This window comes from Mycobacterium hainanense (genome assembly GCF_041890355.1).
Lineage (GTDB): Bacteria > Actinomycetota > Actinomycetes > Mycobacteriales > Mycobacteriaceae > Mycobacterium > Mycobacterium hainanense.
Map to the genome: position 1 here is coordinate 4460601 of NZ_CP169059.1, position 22175 is coordinate 4482775.

The 22175-nt window shown below is 68.1% G+C and carries 19 protein-coding genes, 1 tRNA gene and 1 pseudogene; 9 read left to right on the top strand and 12 right to left on the bottom strand.

What is annotated here, in order from left to right:
* The first annotated feature begins 3 nt into the window (after positions 1 to 3).
* The 4 genes and pseudogenes from ACEL92_RS20890 (at position 4) to ACEL92_RS20905 (ending at position 4040) form a co-directional block, all read left to right on the top strand.
* Positions 4 to 1830, top strand: a complete 1827-nt coding sequence (locus ACEL92_RS20890; RefSeq protein ID WP_374022557.1) for an FAD-binding oxidoreductase — start codon at positions 4 to 6, stop codon at positions 1828 to 1830.
* A gap of 240 nt (positions 1831 to 2070) precedes the next feature.
* On the top strand, positions 2071 to 2742 hold the full coding sequence (locus ACEL92_RS20895) for an alpha/beta hydrolase fold domain-containing protein (protein WP_374022558.1): 672 nt from the start codon (positions 2071 to 2073) through the stop codon (positions 2740 to 2742).
* Between the two features lie 62 nt (positions 2743 to 2804).
* Positions 2805 to 3185: pseudogene (locus ACEL92_RS20900) on the top strand (cytochrome P450); the annotation flags it as partial.
* Positions 3186 to 3212: 27 nt separating this feature from the next.
* Positions 3213 to 4040: a cytochrome P450 gene (locus ACEL92_RS20905; RefSeq protein ID WP_374026311.1), complete on the top strand. Its 828-nt coding sequence runs from the start codon at positions 3213 to 3215 to the stop codon at positions 4038 to 4040.
* A 127-nt stretch (positions 4041 to 4167) separates the two neighbouring features.
* Here ACEL92_RS20905 and ACEL92_RS20910 read toward each other — a convergent pair.
* From ACEL92_RS20910 to ACEL92_RS20935, 6 genes are all read right to left on the bottom strand, one after another.
* Positions 4168 to 4244 (bottom strand) — tRNA-Met (locus tag ACEL92_RS20910).
* A 139-nt stretch (positions 4245 to 4383) separates the two neighbouring features.
* A complete protein-coding gene (locus ACEL92_RS20915) occupies positions 4384 to 4920 on the bottom strand; it encodes a cupin domain-containing protein (RefSeq protein ID WP_374022559.1) in 537 nt (178 codons plus the stop codon).
* Between the two features lie 217 nt (positions 4921 to 5137).
* A complete protein-coding gene (locus ACEL92_RS20920) occupies positions 5138 to 5842 on the bottom strand; it encodes a nitroreductase family protein (protein WP_374022560.1) in 705 nt (234 codons plus the stop codon).
* 18 nt (positions 5843 to 5860) lie between these two features.
* A complete protein-coding gene (locus ACEL92_RS20925; protein WP_374022561.1) occupies positions 5861 to 6511 on the bottom strand; it encodes an HD domain-containing protein in 651 nt (216 codons plus the stop codon).
* A gap of 186 nt (positions 6512 to 6697) precedes the next feature.
* Positions 6698 to 8134 (bottom strand): FAD-dependent oxidoreductase, encoded by a 1437-nt coding sequence (locus ACEL92_RS20930; RefSeq protein WP_374022562.1) that lies wholly within the window; start codon positions 8132 to 8134, stop codon positions 6698 to 6700.
* Between the two features lie 114 nt (positions 8135 to 8248).
* Positions 8249 to 8899: an HD domain-containing protein gene (locus ACEL92_RS20935; protein ID WP_374022563.1), complete on the bottom strand. Its 651-nt coding sequence runs from the start codon at positions 8897 to 8899 to the stop codon at positions 8249 to 8251.
* Between the two features lie 199 nt (positions 8900 to 9098).
* Between ACEL92_RS20935 and ACEL92_RS20940 the strand changes: the two genes are divergently transcribed.
* Positions 9099 to 10049, top strand: a complete 951-nt coding sequence (locus tag ACEL92_RS20940; RefSeq protein ID WP_374026312.1) for a GlxA family transcriptional regulator — start codon at positions 9099 to 9101, stop codon at positions 10047 to 10049.
* Between the two features lie 3 nt (positions 10050 to 10052).
* On the opposite strand, the gene ACEL92_RS20945 is transcribed toward ACEL92_RS20940, so the two are convergent.
* Together ACEL92_RS20945 and ACEL92_RS20950 are read right to left on the bottom strand one after the other, a co-directional pair.
* Entirely contained in the window at positions 10053 to 13034 is a 2982-nt protein-coding gene (locus ACEL92_RS20945; protein ID WP_374022564.1) for a UPF0182 family protein, read from the bottom strand.
* Between the two features lie 78 nt (positions 13035 to 13112).
* Positions 13113 to 14135 carry a PDZ domain-containing protein gene (locus ACEL92_RS20950; RefSeq protein WP_374022565.1) on the bottom strand — a complete coding sequence of 341 codons (1023 nt, stop codon included), beginning with the start codon at positions 14133 to 14135 and terminating at the stop codon, positions 13113 to 13115.
* Between the two features lie 77 nt (positions 14136 to 14212).
* Between ACEL92_RS20950 and ACEL92_RS20955 the strand changes: the two genes are divergently transcribed.
* From ACEL92_RS20955 to ACEL92_RS20965, 3 genes are all read left to right on the top strand, one after another.
* A complete protein-coding gene (locus tag ACEL92_RS20955; RefSeq protein ID WP_374022566.1) occupies positions 14213 to 15592 on the top strand; it encodes a zinc-dependent metalloprotease in 1380 nt (459 codons plus the stop codon).
* Positions 15593 to 15670: 78 nt separating this feature from the next.
* Complete coding sequence (locus tag ACEL92_RS20960; protein ID WP_374026313.1) at positions 15671 to 16474, top strand: TOMM precursor leader peptide-binding protein; 804 nt, start codon at positions 15671 to 15673, stop codon at positions 16472 to 16474.
* A 126-nt stretch (positions 16475 to 16600) separates the two neighbouring features.
* Positions 16601 to 17944, top strand: a complete 1344-nt coding sequence (locus ACEL92_RS20965) for an ABC1 kinase family protein (protein ID WP_374022567.1) — start codon at positions 16601 to 16603, stop codon at positions 17942 to 17944.
* Here the strand turns inward: ACEL92_RS20965 and ACEL92_RS20970 are convergent.
* The 3 genes from ACEL92_RS20970 to ACEL92_RS20980 form a co-directional block, all read right to left on the bottom strand.
* Positions 17941 to 18210, bottom strand: coding sequence for a WhiB family transcriptional regulator (locus tag ACEL92_RS20970; RefSeq protein ID WP_374022568.1), 270 nt, complete (start codon positions 18208 to 18210; stop codon positions 17941 to 17943). The genes ACEL92_RS20965 and ACEL92_RS20970 overlap by 4 nt on opposite strands.
* Positions 18211 to 18347: 137 nt before the next feature.
* Positions 18348 to 18503: a hypothetical protein gene (locus ACEL92_RS20975; RefSeq protein WP_374022569.1), complete on the bottom strand. Its 156-nt coding sequence runs from the start codon at positions 18501 to 18503 to the stop codon at positions 18348 to 18350.
* Positions 18504 to 18597: 94 nt separating this feature from the next.
* Positions 18598 to 20697: an ATP-dependent DNA helicase UvrD2 gene (locus ACEL92_RS20980; protein WP_374026314.1), complete on the bottom strand. Its 2100-nt coding sequence runs from the start codon at positions 20695 to 20697 to the stop codon at positions 18598 to 18600.
* Between the two features lie 115 nt (positions 20698 to 20812).
* Here ACEL92_RS20980 and mrx1 point away from each other — a divergent pair, with 115 nt between their 5' ends.
* Positions 20813 to 21067 carry a mycoredoxin Mrx1 gene (gene mrx1 / locus ACEL92_RS20985; RefSeq protein ID WP_374022570.1) on the top strand — a complete coding sequence of 85 codons (255 nt, stop codon included), beginning with the start codon at positions 20813 to 20815 and terminating at the stop codon, positions 21065 to 21067.
* A 138-nt stretch (positions 21068 to 21205) separates the two neighbouring features.
* On the opposite strand, the gene nudC is transcribed toward mrx1, so the two are convergent.
* On the bottom strand, positions 21206 to 22102 hold the full coding sequence (nudC, locus tag ACEL92_RS20990; protein ID WP_374026315.1) for an NAD(+) diphosphatase: 897 nt from the start codon (positions 22100 to 22102) through the stop codon (positions 21206 to 21208).
* Positions 22103 to 22175 lie beyond the last annotated feature (73 nt).

Here is a 22175-nt window from a genome sequence, read left to right on the forward strand (position 1 = left end):
CTGGTGGATGACACGATCGTTGCGGCGTTTGCCGAAGCGCTTCATGGCGGTGACGCGGTGGCCAGTGACGATGCCGCGTTAGCCGAAAATAGCAAGGACTATTGGGGTTTCGGCCAACAACCGGGCCTCGTGTTGCGCCCGCGCAGTCGCGACGACATCGTCGCCGCAGTCAAAGTCGCGGCCGAACATCATGTTTCGTTGGTTACCCGCGCCGGCGCTTCGAACTGCAGTGCCGGAGTCATGGCCGCCGCGGACCGCGTGGTGATCGATCTAACCCAGATGAACCGGGTCCTCGATATCAACCCGACAGCTCGCACCGCCCGGGTCCAGCCCGGTGTCATCAACTTCGATCTGCAGCAGCAGCTAGCCCCGCACAAACTGGTGTTCTCCCCCGACCCGGTCTCGGCACACCTGGCGAGCATCGGCGGCAACATCATCGAAAACGCTGGTGGCCCGCACGCTCTCAAATACGGCGTCACCTACAACCACGTCCTGAGCGTCGAAGCGGTTCTGGCTGATGGCTCAGTGATCAATGTCAACGCGGGCGACGACGGCCCGGACCTGCTCGGGATTTTGATCGGCTCCGAAGGCACTCTGGCGATCCTCACGGAGGCGACCGTCGCGTTGCGCCCCATCGCGCCGGTCACTCGCAGCCTGATGGGCAGCTTCACCACCGCCCGGGAGGCAGCCGAAACCATCTCCGCGATCATCCGGACCGGGACCGTGCCCGCGGCCGTCGAATGGCTCGACCGAGCCGGCATCAACGGCCTGCAGCAGTTCACCGACACCGGCTATCCCACCGACGCCGACGCGATCGTGCTCATCGACGTCGACGGAACCGCCGCCGAGGTCGATCGCGACGCCGCGATCGTCGAAAAGGTCTTGCGACAACACGCCACCGAGGTGCGCCGCGCCGATGACGACGATGCCCGCGCCAAGCTCTGGTATGGACGCCTCCACGCCCCGGACGCCGTAGTGCACAGCGGCAAAGGCTTCTTCATCGGCGACGTCACCGTTCCACGCCAACACATTCCGGAGATGCAGCAGGCAATCCAGGACGCCGCCAAACGACACTCGGACGCCCTGTTGTTCATCGCCGTGACCGGACATGCCGGCGACGGGGATCTACACCCGACCACCTTCTACGACAAGGAGAACCCCGACGCGCCCGCGGCGTTGGAGGCCGCCAACAACGAAATCATCGAAGCGGCACTAAAACTGGATGGCACCATCACCGGCGAGCACGGCGTCGGCACCGAGAAGATCCAATTCATGACCAAACGCTTCACCCCGGTCGAGATCGCCGCCCAACGCGTCCTCAAGCAGGTCTTCGATCCCGCGCACACCTTCAACCCCGGCATCATGCTGCCCGAACCTTCACCAGAAGAACCCGCGCTGCCCGCGTTCGAAGCCGCCGTGCGCGCGGCGCTCGAAGGTCATCCGACCTTCGCGGCGCACGCCGACGGCGAGGACACCACGGTCGAGGTCAACACCGGCAACTTGAACCTGGTGGTCGGCGCCGCGGTCACCCTCGGCGACCTCTCACGCAGACTCGACGAGCAGGGTGTGACCTGCCCGGCCGTCCCAACCGAGGGCCTCGACCGCACCGTCGGCGAGCTGATCGCCAACGCCACCGGCGAGGAACGTCTAGAGGTCCGCCACGGGCTGCTCGGCGTCGAGGTCGTCCTGCCCGACGGCGCCGCGGCCCGCTTCGGCGGCCAAAACATGAAAGACGTCGCGGGCTACGACACCAAACGGCTATTCATCGGCGGCAGAAACGCATTCGGCACCGTCACCAGCGCTGTCTTCAAGATTGCGGTCGTACGGTAGCCAATGTCCTGGCAGATGCATGCCATCGCGACCTACGGGCGACTCGTCCGTCGACCTCGCACCTATGCCACGGAGCGGAGTGCGCGCGCTTTTCTCAACCGGCCCAAGAAAAGCGGTGAACCGCCCCCGCGGCTCGCCACCTCAGGTCGCTACCATCTGACCAGTGCCACCGTGGGCGGGTTCGATTGCTACACAGTACAATCAGCGAGCGGTGAGCCCACGTCTGCCCGCGGCCCGTCGGTGATCTACGTCCACGGGGGCGCCTACGTCAACCAGATCCAACCCGCGCATTGGAAGCTCGTCTGCGCGATCGCCGACGCAACCCGGCACCCCGTACACGTCCCCCTCTACGGACTCGCGCCGCAGCACCACGCCGAGGAAGCGATCGACTTCCTAGGACAGGTGATCAGCCAGGCCGCGCATGATGGGCCCACCTATCTGGCCGGAGACTCCTCCGGCGCGGGCCTGGCGCTCGCCGCGACCCAGGCGACCATCAGCGCCGGAGCCACCCCGCCGCTCGGGCTCACGCTGATCAGCCCCTGGCTTGACATCGCACTGACCAATCCCGCCATCCCAAGCCTCGCCAACCGCGACCCCTGGCTCGCGGTCCCCGGCCTACGCGAATGCGGCCGCGTATGGGCCGGACGCCTCCCGGCGGACGACTACCGGGTCAGCCCCATCTTCGGTGCGCTGCAAGACCTTCCACCCATCGACCTCTACATCGGCGACCGCGACATCTTCGTCGCCGACTGTCGTCGGCTGCGGGATAGCCTCGGCACCGGCCGCATCACCTACCACGAGCAGCCCGGGGCAATCCACGTCTACCCGCTGCTGCCCGTTCCTGAAGCCAAGCCCGCACGCCGCGGACTGCTCAGCCACATCGACGCCCTCGTGAAAAGTGACGAACTTTGACCCGTCGCACAGTGGCCCTGCCGCACACCACCACACTCGAAAGCCTGCGTTTCACGGCGCTGGTGGCGCTGCCCAACCTTGCCGAGGGCCTCTTCAGCCGCCGGCCCGCGGTAACCGCTGCGCTCGACCGAGCCCGTGTCGCCCGTCGCGCACACCGGCTGCTCACCGCGCTGCACCGGCGTTACGGTGATGGACCGATCTGGGTGAAAGTGGGCGGCAAACCCGCGCTGCTCGTCTTCGGGCCCGACCAGATCCGGTTCGTACTCTCCCGCGCGCCAGAGCCGTTCGCGTCCGATCCCGAACCAAAACGCTCCGGAATGACCAAGTTTCAGCCGCACGCCCTGACCATCTCTCGAGGCAGCCATTGGTCGGACCGTCGCCGATTCACCGACGCCGTGCTGGCGCACGCCACGGGTGGCGGCGCGATCGCGGATCGATGCGACGGGGTCGCTCGTGAGGAAGCACGGTCTATGCCCGACACGCTTACGTGGCCGCAGTTCCACGGCGCGATACAACGAGTCGCGCGGCGAATCATTCTCGGCGACAAAGCAACCGACGACAAGCAAATCTCGGCGCAACTCGTGACGCTGATGGCCAAAGCCAACCCACCCGGCAAGGGAGACCCCGAGCTTTTCGACACCTTCCTGACCGCGCTGGACCGCTACGTGAAGGCCGCGGACGCACACAGTCTCGTCGGACAATTCGCCGCGGCGCCCGCCTCCGACATCACGTACCCGACCCACCAAGTCATTCACTGGATGTTCGCGATGGGTGACACCCTGGCCATCAACCTCTGGCGCTGCCTGATGCTGCTGGCCACTCACCCCGCCATCCTCGCGAAGGCGCAGAACGGGATCAATGAAGGAAGCGGCCGCGACTACTTGGCCGGCTGCCTCTCCGAAGCGATGCGCCTGTGGCCCACCACGCCGATGCTGGCGCGAACCCTGACCCGGGCCACCGCGTGGGATGGTGCGACGGTGCCAGGAGGAACACAAATCATGATCGTCAACACCTTCAACCACCGCGACACCACCCGGTTCCCGGGGGCCGATCGCTTCGATCCTGCTGATTGGACCGAAGGAGCCGCTCGCACATCCTGGTCGTTCAACTTTTTCAGTCACGGCCCGCAGGGCTGCCCCGGTGCCGATCTTGCGCTCCAGCTCGGCACCGTCATATTGACCGAACTACTGGGCGAGCGCAGCCCTGCGGCTACCGGCGCCAGACTCAACCCAGACCAACCGCTGCCTTTGGCGCTCGACCATACGCGGGTCGAGATTCGGTTCACTCGCCGCGACTGATAGCACCACGACACAATTCAACGGTTGTGGGCGCTCGTTTTCGCAGCTGCGGCCCAGAGCTAGCCAGCGTATGTTGCCATACGGCATGAAAATGACCCCCAGGCTTACGCCTGAGGGCCATTTCCGCTGGTAGCGGGGACAGGATTCGAACCTGCGACCTCTGGGTTATGAGCCCAGCGAGCTACCGAGCTGCTCCACCCCGCGTTGGTGAATGCCAGGTTACCGAACCCGCATCACGGCGACCAAATCGCCCTGTCAACGGCCTTTCGGCGGCGAGATTGCCGCCACGGTCGCGGATCGTGCGACGAGCACAGCCGGCACGGCGACCTCGGCGAGGCCGGTCTCAGTGCGACGGCGGGTTCAGGCCGTACCGCCGCGCGATGTCGTCCATCCAGCCGGGCGACCCGTAAGTCAGCCCGTACTTGTCGGCCAGCTCAGCGAACTCGGGCAGCTCGTGCAGGACCTTGCCGACCGGGTCGTCGGCGTGCTCGACGAGCAGCTCCCCGAGCTCGCGGAAATAGTTCTCGAAACCGCCCGGCGTGATGACCTCGATGATGCGGCCGGGCTCGCTGCCGGCGTTCCACATCGCGTGCATCTGCCCGCGGGGCTTGGTGATGTAGCCCCCGGGCCCCAGCACCACTTCGCTGTCGTCGGAGCGGAAGCCGATCTCACCGGCCAGCACGATCGAGTGCTCGTCCTCGCGGGTGTGCATGTGCGCCGCCGTGAGCAGGCCGACCTCGAACGGGTGCTCGACGATCGACACCTCACCCCCGTTGGTCTCACTGGTCAGTTTGAACACCGCCCCGAAACCCGGGAGGGCCACATACTCACCCTCCCCGGGCTGCACGACGGTGACGCCGATTTCACCCGCACCGGCCATGTGACCCACCTCCCGGACCTGTTATACCGCGGCGCGGCCAGCCACGCCCCTTATCGGGCCCGGTCATCCTGAGGACGCCCGCGCCATTCCGGTTTGCCGTCGCCGCTCTCGACCACGTGCGGCGGGGTCATGAATTCCACGACGGGTCGGAAACCTCCAGCATGTCCCGACTGTCGGCTGGTGTCATGGTCCGGGGAACGGATGGCTCACCGCACCGCTATCCGACAGCGGCCAGGCCGGTCGTCGCGACCTCTTGAGGCGACCATAGCGGCTCCGGCACCTCGACACCGAACGGGGCGTCCCAGCGGTTGCGGGACGAAACCTCGTGCACGGGGCGACGATTGGCCGCCACGCCCCACTTTCCCAGTGGGTAGCCCAGGGTCAGCATGGCCGACATCTTCCAGCCTTCTTCGACGGGCACGCCCAGCATCTCGTTGACCTTGTCTCGGAAATTGTTGAGCACCATCGTCATGACGCCACCGACGCCCTCGGCGCGTGCGGCGAGCAGGGCGCTCCAGATCGCGGGGTAGATGTTGGCGCCGCCGAGATCGTCGATCGCGAACACGAAGAGCAGTAGGGGAACTTCGTCGAAGTGGTCGGCCAGGTAGTTGCCGGAGCCTTTGATCCGGCGCATCGTCTCGGCGTGAGCGGTGAGGTCCGCGCCGGGCCCGGGCACGACCATCGGTCCCTGCCCCGTCTGGAACTTCTCGTATTCGAGGGCGCGGGCCTGCCGGAACAGTTCGCCGAACTCGTGGATGAGTTGCGGATCGTCGACGGCGACGAAGTGCCAGCGTTGGGTGTTGCCGCCGTTGGGTGCGCGGACGGCCGCATCGAGTATGCGGGCCTGCACGTCCAGCGGGATCTTGTCCGGCCGCAACCTGCGCATCATCCTGGTGGTGTACAGCGCCTCGTGAATCTCCATTTTTCCACTCCCTTCCGGTTATTCGGGCCAATTGCTGTTGAGAACGAAGTCGACCATGTTTCCCGGCTTGAACGTGGGGTCGAAGTGCGCCAACACGTCGGCGTTCATCGTCCCGAAAGTCGTATCGGGGCGGTGCTTCATGCCGTCGTTGAAGGCCGCCAGGATCCGGTTCTTGAAGTCGGGGCGCGGGTGGGCGGCGGTCACCGCATCGACGACTTCCGGGTCCAGCGCCTCGAGCCCGACACCGACCACGTCGGTCTTGACGCCGGCCGCCAGCAAGGCGGTTTCGGGGTCGAGGCGTGCGGGGACTTCGGGCGTCGAGTGCAGGGCGATGCCAAGCCAAACCTTGTCGGCGTCGGATTGTCCGACGCCGCGCTCGAGCAGGAAGTCGCGCGCCGCGTCGGCGCCGTCCAGCTCGAAGCGCTGCGTCGACGTGCCGTATCGCGCGGTGAGGCCGAGGTCGTGGAACATTGCCGCGACGTAGAGCAGTTCGGGGTCCGGCGTCAGGCCGAGGCGGCGACCGTGCAGCGCGCCGAACAGGAACACCCGCCGGGAATGGTGGAAAAGCACATCCTCTTCGGCGCCGTTGATGAAGTCGGTAGCGTCCCGGACGAGTGCCGTGTCGGGGATGTCGATGCCGGCTATGGTCTCGACGGACTGGGTTGCCATGACCGCTTCTCCTTCGGTGGACTGGCTCCATCTTCCGGCTGGGCGCGGTCATTCACCGGTGCCGTTCCGGCCGTCTTTCCCACAGAATCCGCCGTCGTCGGTGATTCGTCTCGCCCCGGGCGCTACGCACCGCGGTCAAGGATGGCGGTCACCCCCACGCCAGAGGTCAGATCCCAAGCGTCGTTCTCACTTCGTTGCATGGAGTTCTTTGTTCGGTGCGCGCATGCGCCTTCCGGGTTTGGCGATCATCTGCAGCATCGTCGCCGGATGGAACAACTCGGCGCGAGGGCTGACCATGTTCATCATCCGCAGGAACTTCTGGACCATCACCGGCTCGGTCTCCGCGGCGGACAGCACGTGGTCCAAGAAGGCGTTGCGGAGCCGCACGGACACCGTTCGATTCCCAGATATCTGCGGCAACGCCAGATCAGAACTCACTGCGGCCCGCCATGCCACCCCAATCTCTTTGGCGGACAGGCTGAAGAACCGCCGCGGCAGGCCCTGTTCGCCTTCCTCGAGACAGTCGCGTAGGACCATCGCCTCGATGGCGGCGACCGACATTCCCTGCCCGTAAAGAGGATTGAAGTTGCACATGGCATCTCCCATCACGATCAGGCCGTCGGGCGTGCGCTCCAGGTTGTCGTAGCGCCGCCACCGGTTAGAGGGGAACTTGTACTGCGCGACGCCTGAGAGTGGTTCGGCGGACCGCGCGGCGGCCAGGGCATGCGGGGGCGCGATATCGGTCAGGCTGTTAAGCAAAGTGGCGCGATCGGTGGGCGCCGGCCGCCCGGCCAGCGTTTGCACCGCGAGCACGTAGGTGTCGTTTTCTCCCCCGAACATCGCGAATGCCCTGGGGCGGCCCGGCTCGGCAGCGTTGATCGTGAAGTTTTCCCGCAACGTGCCCGTCGCTACATGGACGCGCATGCTGGCGTACGTGACGTGCACCAGCAATGTGTCTTCGCGCGGACGCCGATAGCCAAGTTGCTCGAGAAACAATGGGGTGCGTGAGCCACGCCCGGTGGTATCCACGACAAGATCCGCCGTGATGGTCCGTTCGGCCCCGGAGTCGCGCGGAGCCAACACCACACCGGTCACGCGGGAACACTGCGGGGTCGAACTCAGCCGCACGACGTCGTGGGCATCCAGGAACGTCACGTTGGGAATGCCGCGAACGCGGCGACGCAAATTCCACTCGAGAAATGGCCGGTGCGCGTGATGAATAACGATCGACTCCGGCTCGGGAACCTGGCCGGAACGAAGCAGCGGGTGCCCGGCGAAGGTCAAGTAGAGCCGCGATAAATCGCCGTCGTTCCAGACGCGCGCGCCGCCGGCGACCAAATCGTCGAGGAAGCCGGGGAATAGCTGGTCCATGATCCCTGCCGCCCGGGTTGGCAGGGTGTGAGGCTGGGCGCCCTGCGGCACCCCCCGGCGGGTCACCGGACCGTCCGGGAGGACGTCGCGTTCGACCACGGTCACGGTGGCGTAGAAGTCGGAAAGCACCCGCGCGGCCAGCAGCCCACTGATGCTGGCCCCGAGAATTACTGCGGTGCCTCTAGATTCAGGCAAGCTCATCTCCAAACTGTGTTTGACGGGCGTCGGCCACGTGGTCGGCGTCGTCGCCACGAAACACGTTTAGCCGCAACCCTTTAGCGGTACACGGCAAGTATCCGGCGGGGACCGCTGTGATATCGATGCGATTTCGGACCGCTATCGCACAGTTCGCGACATCACCGGCGCCTATTCGGGCCAGGTGTTGTCGAGGATGATCTCGACGAAGTCGTCACGGCGGAATGTCGGGTCGAAGTGCTGCAGCACGTCGGCGTTGACCGTGCCGAACGTGCTCTGCGGGCGATGCTTCATGCCTTCGTTGAAGGCGGCCAGGATTCGCCGCTTGAAATCGGGCCGGGGGTGCACCGCAGTGACGGCGCCGAGGGCTTCGGCGGAAAGGTCGTCACGTCCGATGCCCAGCACATCGGTTTCGACACCGGCTGTGACCAAGGCGATTTCGGGCTCGAGGAACTCGGGGATGCCGGGGGTGGTGTGCAGCGCGATGCTCAGCCACACTTTGGCGGCGTCGGCCTCGTCGACGCCCCGTTCCAGCAGGAAAGCGCGCGCCGCGTTGGCGCTGTCTACCTCGAAGCGCAGGGTCGAAGTGCGGTAACGGTCGGTGAGGCCCAGGTCGTGGAACATCGCCCCGGCGTACAGCAGTTCCGGGTCCGGTTCCAGGCCCCGGCGGCGGCCCTGCAGGACGCCGAACAGGAACACCCGCCGCGAATGGTCGAAGAGCAGGTCGTCCTCGGCGGCGCGGATGAACTCGGTGATGTCGCGCACGAGTGGGGTATCCGGTATGACGACGTCGGCGATACTTTCGGCGTGTGGGGTGACCATGATCAACCTCCTGTATGGGGTGGGCAGTGATCAGTATTCGCGCTCGCGGCCCAGGCCGCCCTGGTCTTTGAGCCGTCTCCACCACAGAAAGCGACGCGGTCGCGGTCGCCCGCCGGCCCGCTAGGCGCCCAGGCGCCATGTTTCCCACGAATTGCGACACAATGAGTCCGTGGCTCAAGCCGGTGTGCCAGCGCGAGTAATGGTGATGGTCGTCTTCGACGACGTGACGCTCTTGGATGTCGCGGGCGCGGGTGAGGTATTCGCCGAGGCCAACCGGTTCGGCGCCGATTACCGGCTCAAGATCGCCTCGGTGGACGGGCGCGACGTCACAACTTCGATCGGGACCCGACTGGGCGTCACCGACGCCCTCTCGTCGATCGAGTCCGCCGACACCGTCATGGTCGCCGGCAGCGACAACCTGCCCCGGCGAGCGATCGCTCCCGAGCTCGTCGAGGCGATCAAGTCGCTCGCGGGCCGCACCCGGCGGCTGGCCTCGATCTGCACGGGTTCGTTCATCCTGGCGCAGGCGGGCCTGCTCAACGGGCGGCGCGCCACCACCCACTGGCACGACGCCCGGCTATTCGCGCGCGCCTTCCCCGATATCACCGTCGATCCCGACGCGATCTTCGTCCGCGACGGCCACGTGTTCACCTCGGCTGGGATCTCGTCCGGCATCGACCTGGCGCTGGCGTTGGTCGAAATGGACTACGGGACCGAACTGGTCCGCAACGTGGCCCGGTGGCTGGTGGTTTACCTCAAGCGCGCGGGGGGCCAATCACAATTCTCCGTGCTGGTCGAAGCCGACCCGCCGCCGCAGTCGCCGCTGCGCGCGGTCATCGACGCGGTCGCGGCCAACCCGGCCGGCAACCACAGCGTGCAGTCCCTTGCGGCCAGGGCGTCTCTGAGCACGCGTCAGCTGACCCGGCTCTTCCAATCCGAGCTGGGGATGACCCCGGCCCGCTACGTCGAGCTGGTTCGAATCGACTTCGCCCGCGGCGCACTCGAATCCGGCCGGTCCGTCAGCGAGACCGCGGGCATGGCCGGCTTCGGCAGCAGCGAGACGCTGCGGCGGGTGTTCGTCAACCATCTGGGCATCAGCCCGAAGGCCTACCGGGAACGGTTCCGAACGGCCGGATTGGCCGGGGCATGAGGTCTACTTGGTGTTGTTGTACTTGGTGATCGCGTCGTCCAGCCGCTGCAGCGCGGCGCCGTAGCCGGCGAAGTCGCCCTTCTTCTGGGCGTCCTTGGCCGCGCCCAGTGCGGCCTGAATCTCTTGCAGCGCAGCGGATTTGGCTGGTGACAGCGTCACCGACCCGTCCGGCACCGGCGGAACCGCCGCCGGCGGAGGCACCCCCGGCGGCCCGGCGGGCGGGGGCGGCGTAGCAGGCGGGGCCGCCTGCGGATTACCGGCGTCGGTCGGCTGGATGCCCGTCGCCGCCGCGCCCGCGCCCGGACCGAACAGCCCCGTCAACGCGTCACGCACCGTCGGGCCGTACCCGATCTTGTCGTTGTACATCATCGCCACCCGAATCAGCCGCGGGTACGACGACGCGGCGTCGCTGGCCCCCGGGGACGCGTAGACGGGCTCGACATACAGCAGGCCGCCCTGACCCACCGGCAGGGTGAGCAGGTTGCCCCAGCGGATGCGGTTCTGGTTGTCGCGCCCGATCACGCCGAGGTCCTGTGACACCGCCGGGTCGGTGGTGATGGCGTTGTTGGCCAGCTTGGGGCCGTTCACCTGACCCGGAATGGTCAGCACGGTGATCCTGCCGTAGGTCGCCGGGTCGGAGCTCGCGCTGATGTAGGCGGCCAGATAGTCGCGTTTGAACCTGTTCATCGCGCTCGTCAGCTGATACGACGACGAATTATCGTTCTTGGCAATGTTTTTCGCCACGATGTAATAGGGCGGCTGATAGCTGCTGGCGGTCGGGTTCGGGTCCAGCGGCACGTCCCAGAAGTCCGAGGTGGAGAAGAACGTCACCGGGTCGTTGACGTGATACTTGGCAAGCAGCATCCGCTGCACCTTGAACAGGTCCTCGGGATAGCGCAGGTGCTCGGCCAGCTCGGGGGTGATGTCGCTCTTCGGCTTCACGGTTCCCGGGAACACCTGCATCCACGCCTTGAGCACCGGGTCCTGCTCGTCCTGCTGGTACAGCGTCACGGTGCCGTCGTAGGCGTCCACCGTGGCCTTCACCGAGTTGCGGATGTAGGAGACCTGCTTGTCAGGGGCCAGCTTGTTGAACGCCACCTCGTTCGAGTCGGCGGTGGCCGATTCCAGCGAGGTGAGCTCGGAATAGGGGTAGTTGTCCAACGTGGTGTAGCCGTCGATAATCCACACCAGTCGCTTGTTCACGATCGCCGGATACACCGAACTGTCGGTGGTCAACCAGGGCGCCACCGCCTCCACCCGGCGGGCCGGGTCGCGGTTGAACAGGATCCTGCTGTTGGCGCCGATCACGTTGGAGAACAAGAAGTTTCGCTCCGCGAACTTCGCGGCGAACACGCTGCGGGACAGCCAATCCCCCACGGGCACTCCCCCGAGCCCAGTGTAGGTGTAGTTCTTGGTGTCGCTGCTGGTTTCGTAGTCGTATTCGCGGTCGGCGCCGTTGCGCCCGACAATCGCGTAGTCGGCGGACGTGTTGGAGATGACGGGCCCGTAGTAGATGCGCGGCTGCTCCAGCGGCGCGGGGCCGTCGGACACCACGTTGCCGTTGGCGCCGACGACGTTCACCAGAAACTCGGGATAGCCGCCGTTCTGGTTGGGGTCGTTGGCGACGCCGCGCACCGTGTTCGCCGGGGAGGCGATGAACCCGTTGCCGTGGGTGTAGACGCTGTGCCGGTTGATCCAGTCGCGCTGGTTCTCGATCAGCCGGTCGGGGTTGAGCTCGCGGGCCGCGACGACGTAGTCGCGCAGCGAGCCGTTGCGGTCCACGTACCGGTCGATGGACAGCTGGTCGGGGAAGTAGTAGAAGTTCTTGCCCTGCTGGAACTGCGTGAACGCCGGGCTGACGATGGTCGGGTCGAGCAACCGGATGTTGGAGGTGGTCGCGCGGTCGTCGGCGACCTGCTGGGCGGTGGCCTGCGTGTCACCGGCATAGGTGCGGTAGGTGACGACGTCCGACGTCAGGCCGTACGCCTGCCGGGTCGCCGCGATGCTGCGGCTGATGTATTCGCTTTCCTTCTGCGCGGCATTGGGTTTGACGCTGATCTGCTCGACGATCAACGGCCACCCGGCGCCCACGATCAGCGACGACAGCAGCAGCAATACCAAGCCGATGGCGGGAATGCGCAAGTCGCGCAGCACGATCGCGGAGAACACGGCGGCGGCGCAGATCAGCGCGATCGCCATGAGGATCAGCTTGGCCGGCAGCACCGCGTTGATGTCGGTGTACCCGGCACCGGTGAAGGGCTTTCCGCCGCGGGTGTGCGACAGCAACTCGTAGCGGTCCAGCCAGTACGCGACCGCCTTGAGCAGCACCAGCAGCCCCACCACGGTGACCAGCTGGATGCGCGCCGAGCGGCTCAGCGCGCCGGTGCGCCCGGACAGCCGGATCCCGCCAAAGATGTAGTGGGCCAGCAGGTTCGCCACGAACGCCAGGAAAACGGCGACGAACAGGTAGCTGAGCAGCAGCCGGTAGAACGGCAGCTCGAACGCGTAGAAGCCGAGGTCCTTGCCGAACTGCGGGTCCCGGATGCCGAAGTCCCCGCCGTGCATGAACAGCTGGATGCGCACCCAATAGCTCTGCGCGATGATGCCGGCCAGCAGGCCGATCGCGACCGGAACCCCGATGCCCACCAACCGCAACCGGGAAAGGACCACGGCGCGGTACCGCGCGACCGGGTCGTTGTCGTTGCTGGGCACGAACACCGGGCGGGTGCGGTAGGCCACCGCGAGACCGGCGAACACGATGCCGCCGACCAGCAGGCCGGCCACCAGGAAAACCACGAACCGGGTGACCAGGACGGTGGAAAACACCGAGCGATAGCCGAGCTCGCCGAACCACAGCCAGTCCACGTACGCGTCGACCAGCCGCGGACCGGCGAGCAGCAAAGCGATCACGCCCAGGGCGATCAGGATCAGAATCCGGCTACGCCGGGTCAGCTTCGGCATCCGTGCGGTGGGCCGCATCCCCACTGGCTACGCTCCCTGCTCGATTGATCGACGGTGACAACTCTACGCATCGCGCGACCTGCGATCCGGCCCGCTCAGCTTCTAACAGCTCGGCGCCTGACCCCCCGAACTGATCGCGTGCAGGGCGTCGACCGCCTGGCTGAGGGTCTCCACCTTCACCAGGCGCAGGCCGGACGGATTATCCGAGTTCGCCTCGTAGCAGTTCTTGGCCGGCACCAAGAAGACCGTCGCGCCCGCCGCGTGGGCGGCGACCATCTTGTGGGTGATGCCGCCGATCTGGCCGACCTTCCCATCGGCGGATATGGTGCCGGTCCCCGCGATGAACTTCGACCCGGTGAGGTCACCGGTGGTCAGCTTGTCGACCACCGCCAGGCTGAACATCAGGCCGGCCGACGGCCCCCCGACGTTGGCCAGGTTGAAGTCGACGACGAAGGGCGCCCAGGGGGCGGTGAGCACGGCGACGCCAAGGAAGCCGTAGTCGCGATCCTTGTTCGCGCCCAGCGTAATTTGGGCCACTCCGGCCGGCTCGTTCTTGCGCCGGTAATCGATGGTCACCGCCTGGCCGGGTTTGGTGTTCTTGAGCAGCCCGGTGAACTGGTCGACGTCGGCCACCGGGATGCCGTTGACCGCGTCGATGGCGTCGCCGTCCTTCAGCTTGCCCGCCGACGGACCCGGATCGGTGACCTTGGCGACCGTGACCGCGGCCGGATACTTCAGATATCCCAGCGCGGCGTACTCGGCGCTGTCCTCGGACTCCTTGAAGTCCGCGTTGTTGGCCTTGTCGACCTCGTCCCGCGACTTGCCCGGCGGGTAGATCAGGTCGCGCGGCACCAGCTGCTCCTGGCCCGAAAGCCACAGCGTCAGCGCTTCGCCGAGGGTGAGCTGGTCGCGCTGGGACACCGTCGTCATGTTGAGGTGGCCGGTGGTCGGATGCGTCGCGGTGCCCTCGATCGCCACCACCTGCTTGCCGTCGACTTCGCCGAGCGTGTCGAAGGTGGGGCCGGGGCCCAGCGAGACGAACGGAACCGTCACCACCGCGAGCAACACGCCGAAGACCAGGATCGGCACCAGCGCGACCATCAAGGTCAGAATCCGCCTGTTCACGCCGATTACACTAGACGGAGCCCGCCGCCCCGGTTCAGCCACAAGCTGACCCCGAGGGCACCCACCCTGTTCCCCCGGTGAGTACCGTTGACGGTATGGCTGACCTGCCTTTCGGCTTCTCCCACGGGGAAGACCCCGACAAACCCGGGAAGAAAGATCCCAATTCGGGCTCTGGCGGCTCCGATCCGTTCGGCGCTTTCGGCATGAGCGGTGATTTCGGCATGGGCGACCTGGGGCAGATCTTCACCCAGCTGGGTCAGATGTTCTCCAGCGCGGGCGCCGGGATGGCCGGGGGTGGACAGTCGGGTCCGGTCAACTACGAGCTGGCGCGCCGGGTGGCGACGAACTCGATCGGGTTCGTGGCGCCGATCCCGGCCACGACACACTCGGCGATCGCCGACGCCGTGCACCTGGCCGAGACCTGGCTGGACGGCGCCACGGCGCTGCCCGCCGGCACCAGCAAGGCGGTGGGTTGGAGCCCGGCCGACTGGGTCGACAACAGCCTGGATACCTGGAAGCGGTTGTGCGACCCGATGGCACAACAGATTTCGACGGTGTGGGCGTCGTCGCTGCCCGAGGAGGCCAAGAGCATGGCCGGCCCGCTGATGGCGATGATGTCGCAGATGGGCGGGATGGCCTTCGGCTCCCAGCTGGGGCAGGCGCTGGGCCGGTTGTCGCGCGAGGTGCTGACGTCCACCGACATCGGATTGCCGTTGGGCCCCAAGGGGATTGCGGCGATCCTGCCCGACGCGCTCGAGTCGTTCGCGGCCGGCCTCGAGCAGCCCCGCAGCGAGATCCTGACGTTCCTGGCCGCCCGCGAGGCCGCCCACCACCGGTTGTTCAGCCACGTGCCGTGGCTCTCCAGCCAGCTGTTGGGCGCCGTCGAGGCCTACGCGAGGGGCATGCAGATCGACATGAGCGGAATCGAGGAACTGGCCCGCGACTTCAACCCGGCGACGCTGTCCGACCCCGCGGCCATCGAAAACCTGTTGGGGCAAGGCGTTTTCGAGCCCAAGGCCACCCCGGCGCAGACGCAGGCGCTGGAACGCCTCGAGACGCTGCTCGCGCTGATCGAGGGCTGGGTGCAGGTGGTGGTCACCGCGGCCCTGGGCGACCGGATCCCGGGGGCGGCCGCGCTGAGCGAGACGCTGCGCCGCCGCCGCGCCACCGGCGGCCCGGCCGAACAGACCTTCGCGACGCTGGTGGGCCTGGAGCTGCGGCCCCGCAAGATGCGCGAAGCCGCCGCGCTGTGGGAGCGCCTAACCGAGGCCGCCGGCGTGGATGCTCGCGACGCCATTTGGCAACACCCCGACCTGCTGCCCGAGGCCGAAGACCTCGACGAGCCGGCCGGCTTCATCGACCGCGTCGTCGGCGGCGACACCAGCGGGATCGACGAGGCGATCGCCAAGCTCGAGGAGAACCCCGAGGGCCCCGGCCCTGGCCCTGTGGATAGCTGACCGGGGCACTTACCCCCGGCGTGGCACAGTGCAGCCGTGTCACCGGCCGCGCTTTCCACCTATGCGCTGAACCCCGCCATGCCGGTGCTGCTGCGGCCCGACGGCGCGGTCCAGGTCGGCTGGGATCCCCGCCGCGCGGTGCTGGTGCGGCCACCGGGCGGCCTGGCCGCCGCGGAGCTGGCGGCGTTGCTGCGAACCATGCGATCACCCACACCCCTGGCCGAGCTGCGGCGGCGCGCCGTCGACCGCGGTTTGCGGGACGCCGACGGCCTGACGGACCTGGTCGACCAGCTGGTCGGTGCGGGCGTCGCGACCGAATGCGTGAACTCCCGCGGCCGGGCGCCGTCCATCCGGGTCCACGGCCGCGGCCCGCTGTCGGAGCTGCTCGTCGAGGCGTTGCGCTGCTCGGGCGCCCGGATCGCCCGCAGCAGTCAGCCGCACGCCGCCGTGTCGGCCACCGCCGTCGACCTGGTGGTGCTGTCCGATTACCTGGTGGCCGACCCGCGCATGGTCCGCGACCTGCACGCCCAGGGCGTGCCCCACCTGCCGGTGCGGGTCCGCGACGGCGTCGGGCTGGTCGGCCCGCTGGTCATTCCCGGCACGACCAGCTGCCTGGGCTGCGCCGATCTGCATCGGCGGGACCGTGACGCGGCCTGGCCCGCGATCTCGGCCCAGCTGCGCGAAACCGTCGGGGTGGCCGACCGGGCCACGCTGCTGGCGACCGCGGCGCTGGCGCTCAGCCAGGTGAACCGGGTGATCGCCGCCGTGCGCCAACAGGACGCGGTCCCACCCCAGACGTTGAACGCCACGTTGGAATTCGATCTCAACGCGGGCGCCATCGTCGCGCGGCGTTGGACCCGGCACCCGCTGTGCTCGTGCTGACGGGCCAGCTGGCCGACGTTGCGGTGCTTGTCCAGCTGCCCTGCGGGGGCGACCTGGAGGCGCCGCGCCGTGCGCCGCCCGCGAGCGGGGTGTTGCGAAGATCAACCACGAGGCGCGTGGAACGTCATGGATGATGGATACGTGGCAGACATCAAACGCGGCCGGGCGGCGCGCAACGCGAAGCTGGCCAGCATCCCGGTCGGCTTCGCCGGCCGCGCGGCGCTCGGCTTCGGCAAGCGGCTGACCGGGAAATCGAGGGACGAAGTCCAAGCCGAGCTGATGGAGAAAGCCGCCAACCAGCTGTTCACCGTCCTAGGCGAGCTCAAGGGCGGCGCGATGAAGGTCGGCCAGGCCTTGTCGGTCATGGAAGCCGCCATCCCGGACGAGTACGGCGAGCCCTACCGCGAGGCGCTGACCAAGCTGCAGAAGGACGCCCCGCCGCTGCCCGCCAACAAGGTGCACCGGGTGCTCGACGCCCAGCTGGGCACCAAGTGGCGGGAACGGTTCAGTTCGTTCGACGACAAACCCATCGCCTCGGCCAGCATCGGGCAGGTGCACAAGGCGGTCTGGGCCGACGGCCGCCCCGTGGCCGTCAAGATCCAATACCCCGGCGCCGATGAGGCGTTGCGCGCCGACCTGAAGACCATGCAGCGAATGGTCGGCGTGGTCAAACAACTCGCTCCGGGCGCCGACGTCCAGGGCATCGTCGACGAACTGGTCGAGCGCACCGAGATGGAGCTCGATTACCGGCTGGAGGCCGACAACCAGCGCGCCTTCGCCAAGGCCTACGAGGGCCACCCCCACTTTGCGATACCCCACGTCGTCGCCAGCGCGCCCAAGGTCGTCGTCCAAGAATGGATCGACGGGCTGCCGCTGGCGGAGATCATCCGCGACGGGACCCGCGAGCAACGTGACCTGATCGGCACCCGGCTGCTCGAACTCACCTTCGACGCGCCCCGGCGGCTGGGAATGCTGCACGGCGACGCGCACCCGGGGAACTTCATGCTGCTCCCCGACGACCGGATGGGTGTCATCGACTTCGGCGCGGTCGCACCGCTGCCCGGCGGCTACCCCATCGAGCTCGGCATGACGATCCGCCTGGCCCGCGACAAGAACTACGACCTGCTGCTGCCGACGATGGAGAAGGTCGGCTTCATCCAGAAGGGCCAGCAGGTGTCGGTGCGCGACATCGACGAAATGCTGCGCCAGTACGTCGAACCCATCGAGGTCGACGAGTTCCACTACACCCGCAAGTGGCTGCAGCGCATGACCGTGGGCCAGATCGACCGGTCGGTGTCCCAGATCAAGACGGCCCGGCAGATGGACCTGCCGCCCAAGCTGGCCATCCCGATGCGCGTCATCGCGTCGGTGGCCGCGATCCTGTGCCAGCTCGACGCGCGGGTGCCGATCAAGGCGCTCTCCGAGGAGCTGATCCCCGGCTTCGCCGAGCCAGACACCGCGGTCATCTAGGCGGCGACCTCGTTCTTGCGCGGGCGCCCGCGCGGTCGTTTGAAGCTCAGGATCGCGCCGCGGTCGAGGATTTCGCCGCCCCACACCCCCCACGGCTCGGCCCGCTCCAGCGCCGCCGCCAGGCACTGGCGCCGGATCGGGCAGCCCGCGCAGAGCGCCTTGGCGCGCTCGAGGTCGGCCGGGGTCTCGGCGAACCAGAGATCGGGATCGCCGGCGTGACACGGCAACGCCGGCGACGGCTGTCTGGGGACTGTCAGTGCCGACATGTCCTGCTCACCTGCTTCCTGGTCGGGGCTTGCCTATTTCGGTGATCCGGACCAGGGAGCGGGCTTTCGCCCGAAAAGACTGTGGCCACGGATCCTTGACTTCGGGTCCGTGGCCATTCGGTATGAAAACCGGGGAGTTACGTAGCCATTCGGTGGACCTCGAGTCCTGCGGACGCGTTCGTCGCGGCGGCGGCGCGATGCTTCAACGCGGCCGCCGGCACGGCGGTGGCGGCATGCTTGAGCGTGGCCGCCGCGGCGGCCACGTCCACACCGAACGCGTCGTTGATCATCATGGCCACCTCCCTTCGTCGTGCCAGAACGCAGCTTCGAGGGTAAACCGTCGCCGACATGCGGCACAAACGATTTTCTGACCTGCGCCTTTGCCGGTCAGCGGCCGCGCACCAAATCCAGCACGTCGGGCCCGTACTGCTCCAGCTTGCGCGCGCCGATGCCCGGGATCGCGATCAGCGCGTCCTCGTCCCCGGGCCGCAACTCGGCGATCGCGATCAGCGTGTTGTCGGTGAAGACGACGTAGGCGGGCACCTGCTGCTCCTTGGCGACGTCAAGCCGCCACGCCTTGAGCCGCAGCAGCAACTCTTCGTCGACGTCGGCGGCACACGTCTCGCACCGCCGCAGCATGACCGCCGCCGCGGTGGCCAGGTCCTTGTTGCAGATCCGGCAGCGCGCCGCGGGCCCCCGGCTGCGCCGGGTTCTGTTGGGGGCGGCGTCGGCGCGCGCCTGCGGCGCGATGCCGTTGAGGAACCGCGACGGCTTGCGGCCCTGCCGTCCACCCGGGTTGCGGGCCAGCGCCCAGCTGAGTGCCAAATGTATTCGGGCCCTAGTGATTCCGACGTAGAGCAGCCGTCGCTCCTCCTCGACCGCCTCGCTTTCGGGGCCGTGCGCCAACGCGTGCGAGATGGGCAGCGTGCCGTCGGCCAGCCCGACCAAAAACACCGCATCCCACTCGAGCCCCTTGGCGGCGTGCAGCGAGGCCAGCGTGACGCCCTGCACCACCGGCGGGTGCCGCGCGTCGGCGCGCAAGCGGAGCTCGGCGAGCAGGCCGGCGAGGTCCAGCTGCGGACGCTGCGCCACCTCCGCGTCGACCAGCTCCGCCAGCGCGGTCAGCGCGTCCCAGCGCTCCCGTGCGCGGGTGCCCACCGGCGGCTCGGCCGTGAGCCCCAGCGGCTCCAGGACGGCCCGCACCACGTCGGGCAGCGGCCCGTCGGCGCCGCGCTCGGCCGCCCGCTGCAGCGCCAACAGCGCCTGCTTGATCTCCTGCCGGGTGAAAAAGCCCTCGCCGCCGCGGACCTGATAGGGGATGCCCGCCTCGGTCAGCGCCTCCTCGTAGGCCTCGGACTGCGCGTTGACCCGGTACAGCACGGCGATCTCCGACGCCGGGGTGCCCGCCTCGATCAGCCGGGCGATGGACGCCGCGACGGCGGCGGCCTCGGCGGGTTCGTCGGGATGCTCGTGGAACGACGGCGCCGGGCCCGGCGGGCGCTGCCCGGTCAGGTGCAGCTTGCTGCCGGCGACCCGGCCGCGGGCCGCGGCGATCACCTGGTTGGCCAGCGACACCACCTGCGGGGTGGAGCGGTAGTCGCGCTCCAGGCGTACGACGGTGGCGTCGGGATAGCGCCGCGAGAAGTCCAGCAAATACCGCGGTGAGGCCCCGGTGAACGAGTAGATGGTCTGGTTGGCGTCGCCGACCACGGTCAGGTCGTCCCGGTCGCCCAGCCACGCCGTCAGCACCCGCTGCTGGAGCGGCGTGACGTCCTGGTATTCGTCGACGACGAAACAGCGGTAGCGGTCCCGGAATTCGTCGGCCACGGCGGCGTCGTTCTCGATCGCGGCCGCGGTGTGCAGCAGCAGGTCGTCGAAGTCGAGCAGCGTCACCGATTCGTCGCGGGCCTTCAGCGCCTCGTACGCGGCGTAGACCGTCGCGACCCGGGCGGCGTCGAGCGGGATGTCCCGCCCGGCCGCGGCCACGGCGGCCGGGTACTCCTCGGGGGTGATCAGCGACGCCTTGGCCCACTCGATCTCGCCCGCCAGGTCGCGGACGTCGTCGGTGCTGGCGTTGATCCGGGAGCGGCTGGCCGCCCGCGCCACCACGGCGAACTTGGTGTCCAGCAGCTGCCAGCCGGTGTCGCCGACCACCCGCGGCCAGAAGTACCGCAGCTGCCGGTGCGCCGCGGCGTGAAACGTCAGGGCCTGCACCCCGCCCACGCCGGTGTCCGCGCCCGCGGCGGCGCCCAGCGTGCGCAGCCGGGACCGCATCTCCCCCGCCGCCCGCTGGGTGAACGTGACGGCCAGCACCTGTGCGGCGGCCACATGACCGCTCGCCACCAGCTGCGCGATCCGGTGCGTGATGGTGCGGGTCTTGCCCGTTCCGGCGCCCGCGAGCACGCAGACCGGGCCGCGGGGAGCCAGCACGGCCTCGCGCTGCTCGTCGTCCAGTCCGGCGGTCAAGGCGTCGGCGACCATCGGCATGGCGTCCATCTTGGCAGCGATGGGCGACAAACCGCGGCCCCGGCCGGCGCGCGTCGGGATATGGGTGTGGTGTTCCGGCGCGGAACACATCGCCGCCGGGCTACGTTAACGAGCTATGACCACTGCCCCGATCACCGTCTACACGACCTCATGGTGTGGCTATTGCCACCGCCTCATGACTGTGTTGAAGTCCAACGGAATTCCGTACGAGGCGGTCGACATCGAGCATGACCCCGCGGCGGCGGAATTCGTCGGGTCGGTCAACGGCGGCAACAGGACGGTCCCGACGGTCAAGTTCCCCGACGGGTCGACGCTGACGAACCCGAGCGCCGCCGAGGTCAAGGCCAAGCTGGCCGAGGCCGGCGCCTGAGCGGCCGCCGCCGCGTGGCGGCCTGCTCGGCACTCACCTGGCTATGACGAGCATCACATCCAATTTGATAGGCCTGCAACCCTATTCGTACGCCAGCGCAGTCCTGCAGACCTCGACCCGCGTCAACTAGCGCGCGGGTCAGTCGATCGCCGCCCAGGATTCGATGATCACGCGTGCGATCGAGATCGACCCGGGCAGCAGCAGTTTCGAATCCGCCGAGCTGGACCAGTCGCCCGCCGCGAGCGCCGCGCGCACTTCGTCGCGGGTGAACCACGCCGCCTCGGCGATCTCGCCGTCGTTGAACGCGAATTCCTCGCTCGGGTCCGCGACGGCGTGGAAGCCGACCATGAGCGAGCGCGGGAACGGCCAGGGCTGGCTACCCAGGTAGCGCACGTCGCGCACGGTGAGGCCGATCTCCTCGCGGATCTCGCGGGCGACGCAGACTTCGAACGATTCACCGGCCTCGACGAATCCGGCCAACAGCGAGAACATCCGCTCCGGCCACACCGCCTGGCGGGCCAGCACCGCGCGGTCGCCGCCGTCGTGGACCAGGCAGATCACGGCCGGGTCGATGCGCGGAAACTCCTCGTGCCCGGTGACCGGGTTGACCCGCGCCCAGCCCGCCCGGGCCGGGCGGGTCGGCGAGCCGTCGACCGAGCTGAACCGCGCGGAATCGTGCCAATTGAGCAGCGCGACCGCCGAGGGGACCAGCTGGCTGCTGGTGTCGTCGAGGATCGACGCCAGGCCGCGCAGGTTCACCACCTCGGCGTGCACATGTTCGTCTTCCGGAGCCTCCAGCGCGCCGCGAATCGCCCACACGTGACGGCCGTTGTCGATGCGGCCCAGAAACACCGCGTCCGGTGGCGGCTTGTCGGCCAGCTTGGCCGCGGAGCCCAGCACCACCCGGCCGTCGGCGACCAGCACCTGACTGCGTGAATCCACGCGCAGCAGCGCCGCGTCCGCCCAGCCGGCCGCGGCCGCGTCGACGTCGGTGCGCAACTGGTCGGCCCGGTCGGCGCCGACGCGCGACAGCATCGGAACGTTCCGCAGCTGAAAGTCCGCGATGCCCACTAGCCCCTGCCTCCGTGGCGACCCGCCGCGACCGGCT

Excerpts from the sequence above, each read along its gene's own strand:
- ACEL92_RS20905 (WP_374026311.1), top strand. The coding sequence starts at position 3,213 with ATGCCCGACACGCTTACGTGGCCGCAGTTCCACGGCGCGATACAACGA.
- ACEL92_RS20915 (WP_374022559.1), bottom strand. The coding sequence starts at position 4,920 with ATGGCCGGTGCGGGTGAAATCGGCGTCACCGTCGTGCAGCCCGGGGAG.
- ACEL92_RS20920 (WP_374022560.1), bottom strand. The coding sequence starts at position 5,842 with ATGGAGATTCACGAGGCGCTGTACACCACCAGGATGATGCGCAGGTTG.
- ACEL92_RS20925 (WP_374022561.1), bottom strand. The coding sequence starts at position 6,511 with ATGGCAACCCAGTCCGTCGAGACCATAGCCGGCATCGACATCCCCGAC.
- ACEL92_RS20935 (WP_374022563.1), bottom strand. The coding sequence starts at position 8,899 with ATGGTCACCCCACACGCCGAAAGTATCGCCGACGTCGTCATACCGGAT.
- ACEL92_RS20940 (WP_374026312.1), top strand. The coding sequence starts at position 9,099 with ATGGTGATGGTCGTCTTCGACGACGTGACGCTCTTGGATGTCGCGGGC.
- ACEL92_RS20960 (WP_374026313.1), top strand. The coding sequence starts at position 15,671 with ATGCCGGTGCTGCTGCGGCCCGACGGCGCGGTCCAGGTCGGCTGGGAT.
- ACEL92_RS20965 (WP_374022567.1), top strand. The coding sequence starts at position 16,601 with ATGGATGATGGATACGTGGCAGACATCAAACGCGGCCGGGCGGCGCGC.
- ACEL92_RS20970 (WP_374022568.1), bottom strand. The coding sequence starts at position 18,210 with ATGTCGGCACTGACAGTCCCCAGACAGCCGTCGCCGGCGTTGCCGTGT.
- ACEL92_RS20975 (WP_374022569.1), bottom strand. The coding sequence starts at position 18,503 with ATGATGATCAACGACGCGTTCGGTGTGGACGTGGCCGCCGCGGCGGCC.
- ACEL92_RS20980 (WP_374026314.1), bottom strand. The coding sequence starts at position 20,697 with ATGCCGATGGTCGCCGACGCCTTGACCGCCGGACTGGACGACGAGCAG.
- mrx1 (WP_374022570.1), top strand. The coding sequence starts at position 20,813 with ATGACCACTGCCCCGATCACCGTCTACACGACCTCATGGTGTGGCTAT.
- nudC (WP_374026315.1), bottom strand. The coding sequence starts at position 22,102 with ATGCTGTCGCGCGTCGGCGCCGACCGGGCCGACCAGTTGCGCACCGAC.